17 protein-coding genes are annotated in these 15987 nt (G+C 61.4%); 14 read left to right on the top strand and 3 right to left on the bottom strand.

The annotated features are described in order from the left end of the window. Window positions 1-3: 3 nt before the first annotated feature. From flhF to yegS, 14 genes are all read left to right on the top strand, one after another. Window positions 4-1320 carry a flagellar biosynthesis protein FlhF gene (flhF, locus tag N2A98_RS18520; protein WP_019818351.1) on the top strand — a complete coding sequence of 439 codons (1317 nt, stop codon included), beginning with the start codon at window positions 4-6 and terminating at the stop codon, window positions 1318-1320. Between the two features lie 105 nt (window positions 1321-1425). After that, a complete protein-coding gene (gene fleN, locus N2A98_RS18515) occupies window positions 1426-2259 on the top strand; it encodes a flagellar synthesis regulator FleN (protein ID WP_003192912.1) in 834 nt (277 codons plus the stop codon). Further along, window positions 2256-2996 (top strand): RNA polymerase sigma factor FliA, encoded by a 741-nt coding sequence (gene fliA, locus N2A98_RS18510; RefSeq protein WP_003192909.1) that lies wholly within the window; start codon window positions 2256-2258, stop codon window positions 2994-2996. Before fleN ends, fliA begins: the two co-directional genes overlap by 4 nt. A gap of 167 nt (window positions 2997-3163) precedes the next feature. Then, window positions 3164-3538 carry a chemotaxis response regulator CheY gene (locus N2A98_RS18505; protein ID WP_003192908.1) on the top strand — a complete coding sequence of 125 codons (375 nt, stop codon included), beginning with the start codon at window positions 3164-3166 and terminating at the stop codon, window positions 3536-3538. A gap of 18 nt (window positions 3539-3556) precedes the next feature. Further along, window positions 3557-4345 carry a protein phosphatase CheZ gene (locus N2A98_RS18500; protein WP_003192906.1) on the top strand — a complete coding sequence of 263 codons (789 nt, stop codon included), beginning with the start codon at window positions 3557-3559 and terminating at the stop codon, window positions 4343-4345. Window positions 4346-4356: 11 nt separating this feature from the next. Next, entirely contained in the window at window positions 4357-6564 is a 2208-nt protein-coding gene (locus N2A98_RS18495) for a chemotaxis protein CheA (protein ID WP_275622481.1), read from the top strand. Between the two features lie 48 nt (window positions 6565-6612). Beyond that, window positions 6613-7740 carry a chemotaxis response regulator protein-glutamate methylesterase gene (locus N2A98_RS18490; RefSeq protein WP_044274964.1) on the top strand — a complete coding sequence of 376 codons (1128 nt, stop codon included), beginning with the start codon at window positions 6613-6615 and terminating at the stop codon, window positions 7738-7740. Beyond that, window positions 7740-8480, top strand: a complete 741-nt coding sequence (locus tag N2A98_RS18485) for a flagellar motor protein (protein WP_003192902.1) — start codon at window positions 7740-7742, stop codon at window positions 8478-8480. Before N2A98_RS18490 ends, N2A98_RS18485 begins: the two co-directional genes overlap by 1 nt. 16 nt (window positions 8481-8496) lie before the next feature. Continuing rightward, window positions 8497-9384 (top strand): flagellar motor protein MotD, encoded by an 888-nt coding sequence (motD, locus tag N2A98_RS18480; RefSeq protein WP_032895965.1) that lies wholly within the window; start codon window positions 8497-8499, stop codon window positions 9382-9384. Window positions 9385-9435: 51 nt separating this feature from the next. Next, entirely contained in the window at window positions 9436-10224 is a 789-nt protein-coding gene (locus N2A98_RS18475) for a ParA family protein (RefSeq protein ID WP_014719332.1), read from the top strand. After that, on the top strand, window positions 10224-11015 hold the full coding sequence (locus N2A98_RS18470; RefSeq protein ID WP_047711493.1) for a CheW domain-containing protein: 792 nt from the start codon (window positions 10224-10226) through the stop codon (window positions 11013-11015). The genes N2A98_RS18475 and N2A98_RS18470 overlap by 1 nt, the downstream gene beginning before the upstream one ends. A gap of 79 nt (window positions 11016-11094) precedes the next feature. Further along, window positions 11095-11577, top strand: coding sequence for a chemotaxis protein CheW (locus N2A98_RS18465; protein WP_003192896.1), 483 nt, complete (start codon window positions 11095-11097; stop codon window positions 11575-11577). Next, window positions 11578-11970: a DUF2802 domain-containing protein gene (locus N2A98_RS18460; protein WP_047711492.1), complete on the top strand. Its 393-nt coding sequence runs from the start codon at window positions 11578-11580 to the stop codon at window positions 11968-11970. 646 nt (window positions 11971-12616) lie between these two features. Further along, window positions 12617-13537 carry a lipid kinase YegS gene (yegS, locus tag N2A98_RS18455; RefSeq protein WP_275622480.1) on the top strand — a complete coding sequence of 307 codons (921 nt, stop codon included), beginning with the start codon at window positions 12617-12619 and terminating at the stop codon, window positions 13535-13537. On the opposite strand, the gene N2A98_RS18450 is transcribed toward yegS, so the two are convergent. The 3 genes from N2A98_RS18450 to N2A98_RS18440 all read right to left on the bottom strand — a co-directional run bounded on the left by N2A98_RS18450 (window position 13496) and on the right by N2A98_RS18440 (window position 15847). Then, window positions 13496-14155, bottom strand: coding sequence for a response regulator transcription factor (locus tag N2A98_RS18450; RefSeq protein ID WP_044272473.1), 660 nt, complete (start codon window positions 14153-14155; stop codon window positions 13496-13498). The two genes, yegS and N2A98_RS18450, sit on opposite strands and share 42 nt — an antisense overlap. After that, window positions 14152-15045 carry a sensor histidine kinase gene (locus N2A98_RS18445; RefSeq protein WP_047711491.1) on the bottom strand — a complete coding sequence of 298 codons (894 nt, stop codon included), beginning with the start codon at window positions 15043-15045 and terminating at the stop codon, window positions 14152-14154. The genes N2A98_RS18450 and N2A98_RS18445 overlap by 4 nt, the downstream gene beginning before the upstream one ends. A gap of 358 nt (window positions 15046-15403) precedes the next feature. Next, on the bottom strand, window positions 15404-15847 hold the full coding sequence (locus N2A98_RS18440; protein ID WP_171905497.1) for a hypothetical protein: 444 nt from the start codon (window positions 15845-15847) through the stop codon (window positions 15404-15406). Window positions 15848-15987: the final 140 nt, after the last annotated feature.

The raw sequence follows: 15987 nt of genomic DNA, 5'->3' as shown, positions 1-15987 counted from the left end.
GTTATGCAAGTTAAGCGTTTTTTCGCCGCCGATATGCGTCAGGCCATGAAATTGGTCCGCGATGAGCTGGGCGCCGATGCCGCGATTATCGGTAACCGTCGGATTGCCGGCGGTGTCGAGCTGACGGCTGCCCTGGATTACACACCCCAGGCGCTGGCCCCGCGCGTGCCGAACATGGAACTCGAAGACGAGCTGCGCAAGACCGCCTCGCGTATTGTGTCGGCCCAGGCTGAACTGAGCATGCGTGGCGACAGCGATGCCAGCACCAATCGCCAGTTGTTCGCCGGCCTGCCGCTGACCGCTGCCGAGCCGCTGGTTGAACCCACCTTTGTCGAACCGCCGCGTCCTGCAGCGCCTGCCCCGGCTGCCGCAGTTGACCAGCGCGTGATCGACTCGATGCGTTTTGAACTCAATGGCCTGCGTGAATTGCTCGAAGTGCAGCTCGGCTCGCTGGCCTGGACCCAACTGCAAGGCAGCAAGCCGCAGCAAGCCAACCTGTGGCGTCGCCTGCAGCGTATCGGCCTGTCCGGCCCGTTGTCCCGCGACCTGCTGGCCTTGACCGCCGAAGTCGAAGAGCCCCGCCAAGCCTGGCGCATGTTGCTGGCGCACTTGGCGCGCATGATCGCCACGCCGGAAATCGAACCCCTGGAAGAGGGCGGTGTGATCGCCATGGTCGGCCCCGCCGGCATGGGCAAAACCACCACCCTGGCCAAGCTGGCCGCCCGTTATGTGCTCAAGTACGGCGCGCAGAATATCGCGCTGGTGAGCATGGACAGTTACCGCATTGGCGCCCAGGAGCAGCTCAAGACTCTGGGCCGCATCCTCAACGTGCCGGTGACCCATGTCGACCCGGGTCAGTCCCTGGCCAATGCCCTCGAGCCGTTGCTGCGCAAGCGCGTGGTGCTGATCGACACCGCAGGCCTACAGGCCAGCGACCCGGCGCTGCGCATGCAGCTCGAAAGCCTGGCCGGGCGTGGCATCAAGTCGAAAAATTACCTGGTGCTTGCAACCACCAGCCAGAAACAGGTTCTTACCGCTGCTTATCACAGTTACAAGCGTTGCGGCCTGGCCGGCTGCATCCTCACCAAGCTCGACGAAACCGCGAGCCTGGGCGAGGTATTGAGCCTGGCCATCAGCCATGAATTACCGGTTGCCTACCTCACCGACGGGCCGCGGATCCCGGATGATCTGCATCTGCCGCGCCGTCATCAGTTGGTCAGCCGTGCCGTGAGTGTGCAAATGCAAGACGAGCCTAGCGAGGAAGCGATGGCCGATATGTTCGCCGACCTTTACCACCACCCGGCTAAACGGGTGGGTTGAGGCAGGATGAACACCGTGAAATGTACCTACATCGATGGTCTGCAAGCGATTCACGCGGCCAAGCCATGTAGCCTGCGTCTAAGCAAGACAAGGTAAAGAAATAAAATGGGCAGCATGCATCCCGTACAGGTGATCGCGGTGACCGGCGGCAAAGGTGGCGTCGGGAAAACTAACGTGTCAGTGAATTTGTCCCTGGCGCTGGCAGAGCTTGGCCGTCGCGTCATGCTGCTGGATGCTGACCTGGGCTTGGCGAACGTGGACGTTCTGCTGGGGCTGACACCCAAACATACCCTGGCCGATGTGATCGAGGGCCGCTGTGAGCTGCGCGATGTGCTGCTCCAGGGCCCCGGAGGCATCCGTATTGTGCCGGCGGCCTCGGGCACCCAGAGCATGGTGCACCTGAGCCCCGCGCAGCATGCCGGGTTGATCCAGGCGTTCAGCGACATCGGCGACAACCTCGACGTACTGGTGATCGACACCGCCGCCGGCATCGGCGAATCCGTGGTCAGCTTTGTGCGCGCCGCGCAAGAAGTGCTGCTGGTGGTGTGCGACGAACCCACCTCGATCACCGATGCCTACGCGCTGATCAAACTGCTTAACCGTGACTACGGCATGAACCGCTTTCGCGTGCTGGCCAACATGGCCCAGAGCCCGCAGGAAGGGCGCAACCTGTTCGCCAAGTTGACCAAGGTCACGGATCGCTTCCTCGATGTGGCTTTACAATACGTCGGCGCAGTTCCCTATGACGAGTGTGTGCGCAAGGCCGTGCAAAAGCAGCGTGCGGTCTATGAAGCGTTCCCTCGTTCGAAATGCGCACTGGCGTTCAAGGCCATTGCCCAGAAGGTCGATACCTGGCCGTTGCCCGCCAACCCGCGGGGGCATCTGGAGTTTTTCGTCGAGCGTTTGGTGCATCAGACGAGCGCAGGACCGGTGCTATGACATCCAGCGGCTACAACCTTTACAAAAAGTCGGCACGTGACAGCCAGGGCGAATTGATCGAGCGCTATGCGCCGCTGGTCAAGCGCATTGCCTATCACCTGTTGGCGCGCTTGCCCGCGAGTGTGCAGGTTGAAGACTTGATCCAGGCCGGCATGATCGGCCTGCTCGAAGTCTCGACCAAATACGACGCCAGCAAGGGTGCCAGTTTCGAAACGTATGCGGGTATCCGTATCCGTGGCGCGATGCTCGATGAAGTGCGTAAAGGCGATTGGGCGCCGCGTTCGGTACACCGCAATACGCGCATGGTCAGTGATGCAATTCGTGCAATTGAAGCAAAAACCGGTCGTGACGCTAAAGATCATGAAGTTGCGGCCGAACTCCAATTGAGTCTCGACGATTACTACGGGATTTTGAACGATACCTTGGGCAGCCGCCTGTTCAGTTTCGACGACCTTTTACAGGACGGCGAACACGAAGGGCTGCACGAGGACGGCGCGAGCGCGCATACGGAGCCGTCGCGCGACCTGGAAGACGAACGTTTCCAGGGCGCGTTGGCCGATGCAATCGCCAACTTGCCGGAGCGTGAGCGGCTGGTGCTGGCGCTGTACTACGACGAAGAGCTGAACCTCAAGGAAATCGGTGAGGTCCTGGGGGTCAGCGAATCGCGTGTCAGCCAGTTGCATAGCCAGTGCGCAGCCCGCTTGCGGGGGCGATTGGCCGAGTGGCGCGCGCGCTGACAGGCAGTGTGGGGACACTGCAGACGCTACCGTGAAACCGCAGGGTTTTGCGGGTGAGTACCGTGGTGCCCTGGGCAGTCCTTTTTGTGTAACGCCTGTTGATTGAAATGGCGCGTCCAGGTGCTGGGCGCGTTTAAGACTGCTTGGAGGTCGAATTGGACAAGAACATGAAAATCCTCATCGTTGATGACTTCTCAACGATGCGGCGGATCATTAAAAACCTGTTGCGTGACCTTGGGTTCACCAACACGGTCGAGGCGGATGACGGCCTGACGGCCATTCCGATTCTCAACAGCGGGAGCATCGACTTTCTGGTGACCGACTGGAACATGCCGGGCATGACTGGTATCGATCTGCTGCGCCACGTGCGCGCCGATGAAAAACTGCGCAGCTTGCCTGTGCTGATGGTGACCGCCGAAGCCAAGCGTGAACAGATCATCGAAGCCGCCCAGGCCGGGGTCAACGGTTACGTGGTCAAGCCATTCACGGCACTGGCCTTGAAAGAGAAGATCGAGAAAATCTTCGAACGCATCCACGGCTAATGCCATCGCGGGGGAGCTATGGAGCATAACGAAACGTCACAGGGCGACTTTGAGTCGACCCTGAAAAAACATGCTCACCAGTTGGTCGACAGCCTGGAAAAAGGCCAGTTCGCCGATGCGGTGCAGTTGATCCATGAGCTTAACCAGACCCGTGACCGCGGCCTGTACCAGGAAGTGGGCAAGCTCACACGCGAGCTGCACAGCGCAATCGTCAATTTCCAGATTGACCCGCGCATGCCCCAGGCCGAAGAAATTTCCCAGATCACTGATGCCACTGAGCGCCTGTCCTATGTGGTCAGGCTGACCGAGGCGGCGGCCAACCGCACCATGGACCTGGTGGAAAACGCCACGCCCCTGGTCAATGGCATGGCCACCGAAGCCCAGGCCTTGAGCCAGGACTGGGGCCGCTTCATGCGCCGCGAAGTCGGTGCTGAAGAGTTTCGTGAATTGGCGCGTCGCGTCGACGGGTTCCTGTCGCGCAGCGAACAGGAAAACCGCACGGTGGCCAGCAACCTCAACGACATCCTGCTGGCCCAGGATTACCAGGACCTTACCGGCCAGGTGATCAAGCGCGTGACCCAGTTGGTCACCGAAGTGGAAAGCAACTTGCTCAAATTGGTGCTGATGGCCGGCCAGGTCGATCGTTTTGCCGGCATCGAACATGACCGCGAAGCGATCCTCTCGGAAAAAGATCCACAAAAACATCTCGCCAAGGGTGAAGGTCCGCAGATTCATGCCGATAAACGTGAAGACGTTGTGTCAGGTCAGGATGACGTAGATGACCTGTTATCCAGTTTAGGCTTCTAAGGAGCACCCACATGAGCTTCGGCGCCGATGAAGAAATCCTTCAGGATTTCCTTGTAGAGGCCGGCGAAATTCTAGAGCAACTGTCCGAACAACTGGTCGAGCTGGAAAGCCGACCGGATGATGCGAACCTGCTCAATGCAATTTTTCGCGGTTTTCACACTGTAAAAGGGGGCGCCGGCTTCCTCCAGCTCCATGAGCTGGTGGAGTGCTGTCACATCGCCGAGAACGTTTTCGACATCCTGCGCAAGGGTGAGCGTCACGTCGACTCGGAACTGATGGACGTAATTCTCGAAGCACTGGATGCGGTCAACGGCATGTTCAGCCAGGTGCGTGAACGTGCACCGATCACTGCCGCCACGCCGGAACTGCTGGCCGCCCTGGCGCGCCTGGCCGAACCTGCCGACACCGCGGCTGCGCCGGTGGTCGAGGCCGCGCCGGAGCCGGTGGCGCAAGCCGAGCCGGACGTGACCGACAGCGAGTTCGAACAACTGCTCAACTCCCTCAGCGCGGTCAAGGCCGAAGCTGAAGTGCCGGTGCAGCCTGCTGCGACGCCGAGCAGTGAAGACATTACCGACGCTGAGTTCGAGTCGTTGCTCGACCAGTTGCACGGCAAAGGCCAGTTCGCGGCGGATGCCGTGGCACCGCCTGCCGCAGCGCCAGCAGCACCCGTTGCCAACGCCAGCACCGACATTACCGATGACGAATTCGAGGCACTGCTCGACCAACTGCATGGCAAAGGCACCTTTGTGGCCGAAGCCCTGCCCGAGGTTGCCGCCACGGCCGCCGCTGCGCCAGCGGCCAGTGCCGCACCGGCCGGCGACGGGCTGATCTCCGATCACGAATTCGAAGCGCTGCTCGACGAGTTGCACGGCAAAGGCAAGTTCAGCGAAGTGGCCCCGGCCGCTGCCGCCCAGGTTGCAGCGCCAGCCGCTGCCACTGCGGCACCGGTTGCTGCCAAACCTGCGCCGGCAGCCAAGCCAGCACCTGCCGCCGCCCCGGCCCCTGCGCGTGCAGCGGCGCCGGCAGCAGCGGAGAAGCCCGCCAGCGAAGCCGAAACCACCGTGCGCGTGGATACCGCGCGCCTGGACGACATCATGAACATGGTGGGCGAACTGGTGCTGGTGCGTAACCGCCTGGTGCGCCTGGGCCTGAACAGCGGCGACGAAGCCATGCAGAAGGCCGTGTCGAACCTCGACGTGGTCACCGCCGACCTGCAAACCGCAGTGATGAAAACGCGGATGCAGCCGATCAAGAAAGTCTTCGGCCGTTTCCCGCGCCTGGTTCGCGACCTGGCGCGCCAGCTCAAGAAAGAAATCAACCTGGAACTGGTGGGCGAAGAAACCGACCTCGACAAAAACCTTGTCGAGGCCCTGGCCGACCCGCTGGTCCACTTGGTGCGCAACGCGGTCGACCACGGCGTAGAAACCCCGGAAGAACGCGAAGCCGCCGGCAAGTCCCGCAACGGCAAAGTGATTTTGGCGGCGGAGCAAGAGGGCGACCACATCCTGCTGTCGATCACCGATGACGGCAAAGGCATGGACCCGACCATCTTGCGCAATATCGCGGTCAAGCGCGGCGTGATGGACAAGGACGCCGCCGACCGCCTGACCGACACCGAGTGCTACAACCTGATCTTCGCCCCGGGCTTTTCGACCAAGACCGAGATCTCCGACGTGTCCGGGCGTGGCGTGGGCATGGACGTGGTGAAGACCAAGATCAGCCAGCTCAACGGCTCGATCAATATCTACTCGACCAAGGGCCAGGGCTCCAAGATCGTCATCAAGGTGCCGTTGACCCTGGCGATCATGCCGACCCTGATGGTGATGCTGGGCAACCAGGCCTTCGCCTTCCCGCTGGTCAACGTCAACGAGATCTTCCACCTCGACCTGTCGCGCACCAACGTGGTGGACGGCCAGGAAGTGGTGATCGTGCGCGACAAAGCGTTGCCGCTGTTCTACCTCAAGCGTTGGCTGGTGGCTTCGGCTGCCCATGAAGAACAGCGCGAGGGCCATGTGGTGATTCTGTCCGTGGGCACTCAGCGCATCGGCTTTGTGGTCGACCAGCTGGTGGGCCAGGAAGAAGTGGTGATCAAGCCTTTGGGCAAGATGCTGCAGGGCACCCCAGGCATGTCGGGCGCAACCATTACCGGTGACGGTCGCATCGCACTGATTCTCGATGTTCCGAGCATGCTCAAGCGTTACGCCGCACGGCGTATTTGATTCTGGTGGGGCAGGGCGGTCATGCCCGCCCCGCCTAACGGAGTGTTTATGGCAGTCAAGGTCCTGGTGGTGGACGATTCGGGTTTCTTCCGCCGCCGCGTCTCGGAAATTCTTTCCGCTGATCCAACGATCCAGGTGGTCGGCACGGCCACTAACGGCAAAGAGGCGATCGATCAAGCCATTGCCTTGAAGCCAGACGTGATCACCATGGACTACGAGATGCCGATGATGGATGGCATCACGGCCGTGCGCCACATCATGCAACGCTGCCCCACACCGGTATTGATGTTTTCCTCGCTGACTCACGAAGGCGCGCGGGTGACCCTCGACGCCTTGGATGCCGGCGCGGTGGATTTTTTGCCGAAGAATTTCGAAGACATCTCGCGCAACCCCGACAAGGTCAAGCAGATGCTGTGCGAGAAGGTGCACAGCATTTCCCGCAGTAACCGTCGCAGCCTGTTCAGCGCCCCTGCGCCAGCCCCCACGCCTGCGCCCGCAGCGGCGCCGACGTCGTCGTTTGCGCGCCCGGCCCCTGCGCCCGTGGCCCGGCCTGCGGTAGCGCCGGTACGTGCCGCCGCAGCGCCGAGTGCCCATTCGCCCGCGCCCAAGCGCAAGGCTTACAAGCTGGTCGCCATCGGTACCTCCACTGGCGGCCCGGTGGCCTTGCAGCGGGTGTTGACCCAACTGCCGGCCAACTTCCCGGCGCCGATTGTGCTGGTGCAGCACATGCCGGCGGCGTTCACCAAAGCCTTCGCCGAGCGCCTGGACAAGCTGTGCCGCATCACCGTCAAGGAAGCCGAGGATGGCGACATCCTGCGTCCTGGCCTGGCACTGCTGGCGCCGGGCGGCAAGCAGATGATGGTGGACGGGCGTGGCGCGATCAAAATCCTGCCGGGCGATGAGCGCCTGAACTACAAGCCGTGCGTGGACATCACCTTCGGTTCTGCAGCCAAGTCCTATGGCGACAAAGTTCTGGCGGTGGTGCTCACCGGCATGGGCGCCGATGGCCGTGAAGGTGCGCGCCTGCTCAAACAGGGCGGCAGCGCCATCTGGGCCCAGGATGAAGCCAGTTGCGTGATCTATGGCATGCCCATGGCCATCGTCAAGGCCGACCTGGCCGATGCGGTCTACAGCCTGGACGACATCGGCAAGCACCTGGTGGAGGCCTGCCTCTGATGGATGTGTTGAGCCTGATCGGCATCACCATGGCGTTTGTCGCCATCATTGGTGGCAACTACCTGGAAGGCGGCCACCTCGGCGCCTTGGCCAACGGCCCGGCAGCGCTGATCGTGATCGGTGGCACCGTGGGCGCGGCGTTGTTGCAGTCGCCCCTGAGCTCGTTCAAGCGTGCCATGCAGATTCTGGTGTGGATCATTTTTCCGCCACGGGTTGACCTGGCGGGCGGCATCGATCGCGTGGTCAATTGGAGCCTCACCGCTCGCAAGGAAGGCCTGCTGGGCCTGGAAGGCGTGGCCGATGCCGAGCCCGACAGCTATGCGCGCAAGGGCCTGCAACTGTTGGTCGATGGCGCCGAACCGGAAGCGATCCGCAGCATCCTCGAAGTGGATTTCTACACCCAGGAAAGCCGTGACATCAATGCGGCCAAAGTCTTTGAAAGCATGGGCGGCTACGCGCCGACCATCGGCATTATCGGTGCGGTGATGGGGCTGATCCACGTGATGGGCAACCTGGCCGACCCCTCGCAACTGGGCAGCGGCATTGCCGTGGCCTTTGTCGCCACCATCTACGGCGTGGCCAGTGCCAACCTGGTGTTGCTGCCGGTGGCCAGCAAGCTCAAGTCGATTGCCATGCGCCAGTCGCGTTATCGCGAAATGCTGCTTGAAGGCATCCTGTCGATTGCCGAAGGCGAAAACCCGCGCTCCATCGAATTGAAGCTTCAGGGCTTCATGGATTGATGGGGAGGAACTGCCTGTGAGCCGTCGCCGTCGCGAGCCCGAGGAACACGTCAACCACGAACGCTGGTTGGTGTCCTACGCGGACTTCATCACCTTGCTGTTCGCGTTTTTTGTGGTGATGTACTCGATCTCGTCGATCAACGAAGGTAAGTACAAGATCATTTCCCAGGCGCTGGTGGGTGTATTCAACGATGCCGAGCGGTCGCTCAAGCCGATCCCCATCGGCGAAGAGCGGCCCAAGACCGTGACCCCGGCCAAGCCTCTGGTCAATGACAGTGATGAAACCGCCGCCGGCATCCAAGGCACCAGCGACCCGCTCAAAAGCATCGCCGACGATATCAGTGCTGCTTTTGGCGACCTGATCAGTTCCAACCAGATGACCGTGCGCGGCAACGAGCTGTGGGTGGAAATCGAGTTGAACTCCAGCCTGTTGTTCGCCAGTGCCGATGCGTTGCCCAGTGATCAGGCGTTCACCATCATCGACAAGGTCGCGGCGATCCTCAAACCCTTTGAAAACCCGATCCACGTGGAAGGCTTCACCGACAATTTCCCCATCAGCACTGCGCAATACCCGACCAACTGGGAGCTTTCCTCGGCCCGCGCGTCAAGCATCGTGCGCATGTTGGCCATGCAAGGTGTGAACCCCCAGCGCCTGGCGTCGGTGGGCTATGGTGAATTCCAGCCGGTGGCCAATAACGCCACGGTCGAAGGCCGCGCACGTAACCGTCGGGTGGTGCTGGTGGTCTCGCGCAACCTGGATGTGCGTCGCAGCCTGACCGGAACCGGCACCGCCAATGCCACCCCGGATGCGGCGTTGAAGCGTGCTGGCACACAAACTGCACCGCCCGTTGTCAAGCCGCCGGTCCGACCGAGTAACGTCAATTCTCCGTCGCCGGCTCAATAACCGTATGCAATGTCTCGGTCGCGCCTGTGCCCGCCGGGAGGAACCAACCGAATGAGAGTCTGGGCAGTTGCCAATCAAAAGGGTGGAGTCGGCAAGACCACCACTTCCATCGCCTTGGCCGGTTTGCTGGCCGAAGCGGGCAAGCGTGTGGTCGTGGTGGACCTGGACCCCCACGGCTCCATGACCAGCTATTTCGGCTACGACCCGGATGCGCTGGAACACAGCTGCTATGACCTGTTTTTGCACAAGGGCAGCGTGCCGGCGGATCTGCCTGGGCAACTGCTGTTGCCCACCAGCAACGAGAGTATTTCGCTGTTGCCGTCGAGCACCGCCCTGGCCACCCTGGAGCGTCAGTCGCCGGGCCAGAGTGGCCTGGGCCTGGTGATCGCCAAGACCCTGGCGCAGCTGTGGCAGGACTTCGACTACGCGATCATCGACAGCCCGCCGTTGCTCGGCGTGCTGATGGTCAACGCGTTGGCGGCCAGCCAGCAATTGGTGATCCCGGTCCAGACCGAGCACCTGGCGGTCAAGGGCCTGGAGCGCATGGTCAGCACCCTGGCGATGATCAACCGCTCGCGCAAGCAAGCGCTACCGTTCAGCATCGTGCCGACCTTGTTCGACCGTCGCACCCAGGCGTCCCTCGGCACCTTGCGCGTGTTGCGCGATGCCTACCCGGACACCATCTGGAACGGTTACATCCCGGTGGACACGCGCCTGCGTGACGCCAGCCGTGCCGGGCTCACACCGTCGCAGTTCGATGGCAAGAGCCGTGGCGTGCTGGCCTACCGTGCGTTGCTCAAGCACCTGCTGTCGCAACAGCTTGTGGCGCAGGTGGCGTGATGAACCGTCCTGTCCAATTCAAGACCCGCCCGCAACTGGCACTGGAATCCTACCTGGATGCCTTGCTGCAGGATGCGACGGCCGAAGAAATGCCCGAACCGATTCTGGTACTCGAGCCTGCTGTCGAGCCTGACAGCCCGTTGGATGAATTCCAGCAGGCGGTGATGGAGGAGCAGGCGCGTGACGCGCAGGGGGTGGAGGCGCCCGTCGTGGTGCCGAGCGCCCCGGCAGTGGTGGCGCCCCCGGTGGTCGAACCGCTGGTGGACGTGCACCTGCCGCCCAGCATCACGCCGCCACCGGTGACGGGCGACGGTCGCCCTTCGTGGGCCGCCGAGCCGTTTGAGTGCCTGCTGTTCGACGTCGCCGGGTTGACCCTGGCGGTGCCGCTGGTGTGCCTGGGTTCGATCTATTCCCTGGAAGGCCAGGAGCTGACGCCGTTGTTCGGGCAGCCAGAGTGGTTCCTCGGCATCCTGCCCAGCCAGGCCGGCAACCTCAAGGTGCTGGACACGGCGCGCTGGGTGATGCCCGACCGCTACCGCGATGATTTTCGCCAAGGCCTGCAATACGTGATCTCGGTGCAGGGTTACGAGTGGGGGCTGGCAGTGCATCAAGTCAGCCGCTCGTTGCGCCTGGACCCCAATGAAATCAAATGGCGCAGCCACCGTGGCCAGCGGCCGTGGTTGGCGGGCACCGTGATCGAACACATGTGCGCGTTGCTGGATGTCGCCGAACTGGCCGAGTTGATCGCCAGCGGTGCGGTGAAGGCAATGCCACAGAACAAACGCAGTTGATTGAACAATAAGGGCCGTGCGGTTGCGCGGCCTACGTGCACACACGCCGTCGATAGCGGCATTTGAAGGGGTCAGATGAATGAACAAGTCAGCGTCCGCACAAGGTTTGGATGATCCGATCCTGCAATGGGTGACCTTCAAGCTGGACAACGAAACCTACGGCATTAACGTGATGCGCGTGCAGGAAGTGCTGCGCTACACCGAAATCGCCCCGGTGCCAGGTGCGCCAAGCTACGTGCTGGGCATCATCAACCTGCGCGGCAACGTGGTGACGGTGATCGACACCCGCCAGCGGTTCGGCCTGGACACGGTTGAAGTCAGCGACAACACCCGTATCGTGATCATCGAAGCCGACAAGCAAGTGGTCGGCATCCTGGTCGACAGCGTGGCCGAGGTGGTTTACCTGCGCCAATCGGAAGTGGAAACCGCGCCGAACGTGGGTAACGAAGAGTCGGCCAAGTTCATCCAGGGCGTGTGCAACAAGAACGGCGAACTGCTGATTCTGGTTGAGCTGGACAAGATGATGAGCGAAGAAGAGTGGTCGGAACTGGAGAGCATCTGATTGTTCCTTGAGGCAGCGGTGATTGTCCTGGCCCTGTTGTGGGCCGGGACCGTGGCGTTTGTGTTGCGCTATGTGCGCCAGCAGCGGGAGTTGGCCTTGCAACAGGCCGAGCGCGATGCGGTGCGTGACCGGCGCATTCTGGAGCTGGTCAAGCGCGTTGATCATTTCCAGCAAAGTGCGGTGCGGGTGGGGGATGAGGTGCATGAACTGCGTGCGATTCTTGCGCCGTTGCCGGACAGGTTGGTGCAGTTGGAGCAGCGTGATCCGTCGAACCTGTCGTTTGCCCAGGCGGCCAAGCTGGTTGGCATGGGGGCGACGGTGGATGAGCTGACCCAGTCGTGTGGGTTGACTCAGGCTGAGGCGCAGTTGATGAGCAAGTTGCACAAGAGCTGATTGGGGCTGGGCTTGCTTGGTTCATGTGGGAGCTGGCTTGCCTGCGATGACGCCCTGACAGCCGACGCCTATCTACCTGACACCCAACGATCCAACTGTGGGAGCGGGCTTGCTCGCGAAGGCGGCCTGACAGGCGACACAGTTGGATTGTGTGCATATCCATTGCTGCGGTAACGGCCACTTAGGGTTCCGCTCTGACAGCGGGTCACTTTTGGAAAAGAGCCCCAAAAGTAACCAAAAGGGCTCTTGCCCCACCACTCGGCACCTCGCTTGGGCTCGGTGTGCCCGAACGCAGGCTTGAATCCGTGGGCCGCCGCCACGCGCCATCCATGGCGCGGGGCGGCTAACCCGGCGTCCTGCCGGGTTACCCACGAATTCAAGCCTGCGTTCGGCCAGCGTGGTTTAACGGGGCGCCTGAGATCAAGATCACAAGCAGATCAAGATCAAGAGCGGCTCGCTTCGCATCGTGGTTACCTTTGGGTGGCAGATTTGAGATGTTTGTCGATTGAACCGCCCCCATCGCAGGCAAGCCAGCTCCCACCTTTTGATCTGTGTACTTCAATCAATTTTCTTCAGCCCACAGACTTTTCCGGTGCCCCAAGGGTCAACATCCTTCATGCACCTTTGACCCAGGAGATTCACTCAAATGACCACCCCCAAAGCCCTGTTGATCCTCCATGGCAAACAAGCCCTCAACGAGGATGTGCGCGCTGCCGTGCTGGCGCGGCGGGAGCAGGGTGGGGAGTTGGCCGTGCGGGTGACGTGGGAGGGCGGTGATGCTCAGCGCCTGGTCAATGAAGCCTTGGCCGCGGGCTACACCCATATCATTGCCGGCGGTGGCGACGGCACCCTGCGCGATGTGGCTGAAGCCATGGCCCATGCCAACACTGACGCCAGCCTGGTGCTGATGCCTCTGGGCACCGCCAATGATTTCGCCAAAGCGGCAGATGTGCCGTTGGAGCCGGCTGGCGCCCTGGCTTTGCTGGACGTGCAGCCCAGGGCCATCGACCTTGGCCAGGTGGGTGGGCAAATCTTTCTGAATATGGCCACCGGAGGTTTTGGCAGTCAGGTCACGGCCAATACCTCTGAAGATTTGAAGAAGGTCCTGGGCGGTGCCGCTTACCTGTTTACCGGTTTAACCCGCTTCAGTGAATTGAAAGCCGCCTACGGTGAATTGGAAGGCCCGGATTTCCACTGGAAAGGCGAGTTGCTCGCGCTGGGCATCGGCAACGGTCGCCAGGCCGGTGGCGGGCATGTGTTGTGCCCTGGTGCATTGGCTGATGACGGGCTGCTGGATGTCAGCATCCTGCCGGCGCCGCAGGAAGTGGTCGGCACGTTGCGTGAGTTGATGAATAACGGCTGGGGCCTGGACACCATGTTCGTGCGCGCACGCCTGCCGTGGGTGAAGATCAAGGTCGCGCAGGGCTTGTACATTAACCTCGACGGTGAGCCGCTGGAAGGCGACGACCTGCATTTCGAGGCGCTGCCCAAGGCGCTGCGCGTGCACTTGCCGCTGGGGTCGCCGTTAGTCGTCCAGGCTGATGATCTGCTCGCGCACGGCAAATAACACCAGGCCCGCCACGTCAAAAATCTGCAAGCGCTTCATGATCTGTGAGCGGTGGGCTTCGACGGTCTTGATGCTCAGGCCCAGGCCGTGGGCAATTTCCCGGGTGGATTTGCCGCGCACGATCAAGCGCAGGATCTCCAGTTGCCGCGCCGTCAGGTTGTGGCTGTGGGCAACAGGCGTGCTGGGGCCCTGGCTGCGGACCAGCGCCTGATTGATCACCGTGTGGGCAATGGCGGGGCTCAGGTAGCGTTCGTTGTTACGCAGCGCTTGCAGGGCGTGTTCCAGTTCGTTGGCGGTGGTGTCCTTGAGCAGGTAGCCGTGGGCGCCAGACTCCAGGGCGCGCATGATCATCTCGGGGTCGGTGTGCATCGACAGGATCAGCACTTTGCACTTGGGGTAGGCGCGCTTGAGTTGCTGCAAGGCATCCAGGCCGCCGGTGTGTTTCATCGACAGGTCCAGCAGCACAATGTCGGGCTGCAGGGCGCTGAATGCCTCAAGCAGTTGCGCGCCATCGCTGGCCTCGCCCACCACGGCGTAGCCGGGGATATCCAGGATCAGTGCGCGCACGCCGGCGCGGATCAAGGCATGGTCATCGACCAGAAGCAAATTGCAGGTCACTGGAGAACCTTATGGGCACTGGCCCGTTCGAGGGCACGGGGTGCCCAGGGGAAAAGTGCGTGGATGCGTGCGCCTTTGCCCGGCTGGCTGCTGACGGACAAGGTGCCGCCCAACTGAAGGGCCCGTTCGCACATGCCGGCCATGCCCCGTTGGCCTGCCTTGGCGGGGTCGGCGGCAGGTTCGAAGCCTTGGCCGTCATCGCAGATCATCAGCGACAGCCCTTCAGGCAAGCGTTGCAGGCGCACCAGCAGGTTGTGCGCGTTGGCATGGCGCAGCATGTTGGTGACCGCTTCCTGGGTGATGCGAAAGGCCGCCACGGCCATTTCTTCAGGAATGCCGGTGAGCCGTTGCTGGCACTCCAGGCTCCAGCACACCTGGGTATTTTCCAGGGTCTTGAGCAGGTGCGCGCGCAGGCTCGCTTCCAGCCCCAGGCTTGCCAGTTGGCGCGGGTTGAGGATGGCGGACACGTCGCGCACCTTTGCCAGGGTTTCATTGAGGGTGTTGCACAGCACCGAGCAATGGCTTTGCAGGTCGTCGGGCAGGCGACGCTGCAGCCATTCGCTTTGCAGCTTGGCGGCGGTCAGCAATTGGCCGATGTCATCGTGCAGCTCGCGGCTGAGGCGGTGGCGTTCGTTTTCCTGGACTTGCAGCAAGCGGTCGGCCAGTTCCTGGGGCTGAAACTTGATGGCGTTGCGCGAGCGCCACTGGTGCAGGGCTACCACCGCCAACGTGGCCAGGTTGAGCAGCACAATCAGTAACGGCAACGGCGCGCCTTGCAGGTAAACCCATAGGCTGACCAGCAATGAACACAGGCACAGGGCAAGGATGAGGCTGCGCGCATGGCAGTGGGACACGAACCTTGCGATGAGTGACTTGAGGCTGGCGTACATAGCGGATGGAGCCAATGAGGGTTCACTGCGCGAAGACCGGTCACGGCGGTTGACTGGGCTCTGTCGAGCCTGCGGTGCCGGATCGTGGTTATCCATAATGAAGTTGCTTCATTTCGAGCGGGGCATGGTACCACCCCTGTTACCGTTGGTCGCCTGGCATATTCCTCGGTCGATATATTAACCACGGAAATGCCCTGGCAGCCCGGCCAGCGCTATTGCGTTGTATTAGTTAGCCTGGTTTGTACAACTTTTAAGGTGCTGGCTAATTGATATTTCTTCAGGCTCTGAAAGCGCTTTCATAGTTGACGTAAAGGGTCGTTTTTAGATAACTCTGATATTAAATACGACCTTTTTTGCTTTAAGACCTCTGTTGTAAACGCGACTGGTGGCCGTAGTCTTTTTGCGGGATCTGCGAAGTCACCGTGGCAATCAACGAAGTTTGCTCACTGTCATCCAGGCCCAGTTCCCCGGTACGGATGTCAATCAGTTCCAGTTGCCAGGCCAGCAACGTCAGGCAGTCGTGCAACGCATCCAGGGCTTGGTCATGCAGTTGCACCGGGCTCACGGCATTGGCGATCAGGTATTGAATATGCCGAGAGAATTCGCTGATCGCCTGCAGGGCCAGGCCGTCAGCCTTTTCAGCCAGTTTGGCCAGGCTGGTTTTCATGCAGTCGATGGCGTCGCTGTCATTGCGGATCAAATGCAGGTGGTTCAGGCATTCCTCGGACTTGGCCAGCAGCATTTCGGCTTCCAGCAAAAACTCGGGAAGTGCGGTTTGCCATTCGTTCGCGCTATTCATCATGCAAGTCTCCACAACTTAAGGTCGGGTGATGAGATGTCGCACCGGGTGAATGGCTTAAAACTAGCGCTGAAATACGACTGGGGCGTGTAGGCTGCTTCCGATAATCCAGTAGGACGGTTATTGAAAAGCTCACGAATGCC

The sequence above is a fragment of the Pseudomonas sp. FJ2-5-13 genome, assembly GCF_029201605.1.
GTDB classification, from domain to species: domain Bacteria; phylum Pseudomonadota; class Gammaproteobacteria; order Pseudomonadales; family Pseudomonadaceae; genus Aquipseudomonas; species Aquipseudomonas lactis.
Note: the sequence above shows the minus strand (reverse complement) of the source record. Positions and strands in the feature narration are given on the sequence as shown.

Coding starts and splice junctions, on each gene's coding strand:
- N2A98_RS18465 (WP_003192896.1), top strand. CDS start 11,095: ATGAACAAGTCAGCGTCCGCACAAGGTTTGGATGATCCGATCCTGCAA.
- N2A98_RS18445 (WP_047711491.1), bottom strand. CDS start 15,045: ATGTACGCCAGCCTCAAGTCACTCATCGCAAGGTTCGTGTCCCACTGC.
- yegS (WP_275622480.1), top strand. CDS start 12,617: ATGACCACCCCCAAAGCCCTGTTGATCCTCCATGGCAAACAAGCCCTC.
- fleN (WP_003192912.1), top strand. CDS start 1,426: ATGGGCAGCATGCATCCCGTACAGGTGATCGCGGTGACCGGCGGCAAA.
- N2A98_RS18505 (WP_003192908.1), top strand. CDS start 3,164: ATGAAAATCCTCATCGTTGATGACTTCTCAACGATGCGGCGGATCATT.
- N2A98_RS18470 (WP_047711493.1), top strand. CDS start 10,224: ATGAACCGTCCTGTCCAATTCAAGACCCGCCCGCAACTGGCACTGGAA.
- fliA (WP_003192909.1), top strand. CDS start 2,256: ATGACATCCAGCGGCTACAACCTTTACAAAAAGTCGGCACGTGACAGC.
- N2A98_RS18495 (WP_275622481.1), top strand. CDS start 4,357: ATGAGCTTCGGCGCCGATGAAGAAATCCTTCAGGATTTCCTTGTAGAG.
- N2A98_RS18440 (WP_171905497.1), bottom strand. CDS start 15,847: ATGATGAATAGCGCGAACGAATGGCAAACCGCACTTCCCGAGTTTTTG.
- N2A98_RS18490 (WP_044274964.1), top strand. CDS start 6,613: ATGGCAGTCAAGGTCCTGGTGGTGGACGATTCGGGTTTCTTCCGCCGC.
- N2A98_RS18485 (WP_003192902.1), top strand. CDS start 7,740: ATGGATGTGTTGAGCCTGATCGGCATCACCATGGCGTTTGTCGCCATC.
- N2A98_RS18500 (WP_003192906.1), top strand. CDS start 3,557: ATGGAGCATAACGAAACGTCACAGGGCGACTTTGAGTCGACCCTGAAA.
- flhF (WP_019818351.1), top strand. CDS start 4: ATGCAAGTTAAGCGTTTTTTCGCCGCCGATATGCGTCAGGCCATGAAA.
- N2A98_RS18475 (WP_014719332.1), top strand. CDS start 9,436: ATGAGAGTCTGGGCAGTTGCCAATCAAAAGGGTGGAGTCGGCAAGACC.